This window comes from Candidatus Binatia bacterium (assembly GCA_036382395.1).
Lineage (GTDB): Bacteria > Desulfobacterota > Binatia > HRBIN30 > HRBIN30 > JAGDMS01.
The window spans coordinates 1-2,231 of record DASVHW010000029.1; the positions used below are offsets into that span (position 1 = coordinate 1).

1 protein-coding gene is annotated in these 2,231 nt (G+C 62.5%); it reads left to right on the forward strand.

Going from position 1 to position 2,231, the window contains the following annotated elements; all coding sequences use genetic code 11:
• A partial coding sequence (locus tag VF515_01600; protein ID HEX7406320.1) for a cyclic beta 1-2 glucan synthetase occupies positions 1 to 2,231 on the forward strand: 2,231 nt, incomplete at both ends.

Genomic DNA, 2,231 nt, shown 5'->3' on the forward strand with positions numbered 1-2,231 from the left:
CTTGCGGATCGGGTTTTCGAACTGGCGTGGACACATAGCCAGGTGACCCTGCGGCAAATCAATGCCACCGAGGCCGACGCGCAACTCTATGGACGCCTTGCCAGTTCTGTCATCTACGCCAATTCCTCGCTGCGCGCCGACGCGAGCGTTCTCATCAATAACCGCCGCGGGCAATCCGGCTTATGGGGCTATGCCATTTCCGGCGATTTGCCGATCGTGCTGCTGCAAATTAGCGACCTGGCGAATATCGATCTGGTACGCCAACTCGTGCAGGCCCACGCCTACTGGCGCTTGAAGGGACTCACCGTGGACCTGGTGATCTGGAATGAAGATCACGCCGGTTACCGGCAATTGCTCCAGGAGCAAATCATGGGGCTGATTGCCGTGGGCCTCGAGGCACACGTGATAGACCGGCCCGGCGGAATCTTCGTGCGGCGAGCGGAGCAGATATCGGACGAGGACCGCATTCTGCTCCAATCGGTCGCGCGCGCCATCATCACCGACAGTCGTGGCGCGCTGGCGGCACAGATCAACCGTCGCGGCTTTATAGAGAGGCGGGTCTCGCGGGCGGAACAGACCGACCGTCGCGGCTTTATCGAGAAGCGGGTCTCGCGCCTGGTGCCGACCAGAACCCACCGTCCCGAACTCCCGGCTGCCGCTGAGTTGCCGCGCCGCAATCTGATCCTCTGGAACGGACTGGGAGGATTCACCCCTGATGGGACCGAGTACGTCATCACGACCGCTCACGGGCAAGTGACGCCGGCACCCTGGGTGAATGTGCAGGCGAATCCGCACTTTGGAACCGTCATTTCCGAGAGCGGCGCGGCCTACACCTGGAGCGAGAATGCCCACGAATTCCGCCTCACTCCCTGGCACAACGACCCCGTGAGCGATGCGAGCGGAGAAGCTTGTTACATCCGTGACGAAGAGAGCGGCCATTTCTGGTCTCCCACGCCGCTGCCCAGCCGCGGAGCTGCACCCTACGTCAGCCGGCACGGCTTCGGCTACAGCGTTTTCGAGCACGTCGAGGGCGGTATCTGCTCGGAGCTGTGGGTTTACGTGGCCCTGGACGCATCGATCAAGTTCTCGGTGCTGAAAGTGCGTAACGACTCAGGCCGATCGCGCCAGCTCTCCGCCACGGGATACGTCGAATGGGTGCTGGGCGATCTGCGGTCGAAATCGACCATGCACGTGATCACCGAAATCAACCCCAACAGCGGAGCGCTCTACGCGCGAAACCGATACAACATGGAGTTCGCCGGCCGGATTGCGTTCTTCGACGTGGACGATGCGGCCCGAACCATCAGCGGCGATCGCGCGGAATTCATCGGTCGCAACGGCACGCTCAAGAATCCGGCCGCGATGACCCGGTCGTGGCTTTCCGGCAAGGTGGGGGCCGGGTTGGATCCCTGTGCCGCGATCCAGGTTCCATTCGAACTCGCCGATGGGCAAGAGCGTGAGATTGTCTTCAGGCTCGGCGTAGGCCGGGACGCCAACGACGCCGGCAACCTGGTGCATCGCTTCCGGGGATCAACTGCTGCGCGGGGTGCGCTCGAAGCGGTACGACAGTACTGGAAGAATACTCTCGGCGCAGTGCAGGTGGAAACACCCGACCAGTCCCTCAACGTGCTGACCAACGGCTGGCTTTTGTATCAAACTCTGGCCTGCCGTCTGTGGGCGCGCAGCGGGTACTACCAATCAGGCGGCGCGTTCGGTTTCCGCGATCAGTTGCAGGACGTGATGGCGCTCATCCATGCCGAGCCCAAGCTCGTACGCGCGCACCTGCTGCGCTGTGCGGCCCATCAGTTCCGGGAAGGCGATGTCCAGCATTGGTGGCATCCCGCATCTGATCGCGGCGTGCGCACGCACTGTTCGGACGACTACCTGTGGTTGCCGTTGGCGATGTGCCGCTATGTTCTGAGCACCGGCGACGCCGGGGTGCTGGATGAACTCATACCCTTCCTCGAAGGCCGAGCGGTGAACCCCGAAGAGGACTCGTATTACGACTTGCCCGGCCGCTCGGTAGAGTCGGCCAGTTTATACCAACACGGCGTGCGCGCCATCCTGAGAGGTCTCAGCTTTGGCGAGCGCGGCCTGCCGCTCATCGGCTCCGGTGACTGGAACGACGGCATGAACATCGTGGGCGCACAGGGCAAAGGCGAAAGCGTGTGGTTGGGTTTCTTCCTGTATGAGGTGCTGATGCGATTCACCGAGGTTGCGCGCATGCGCAG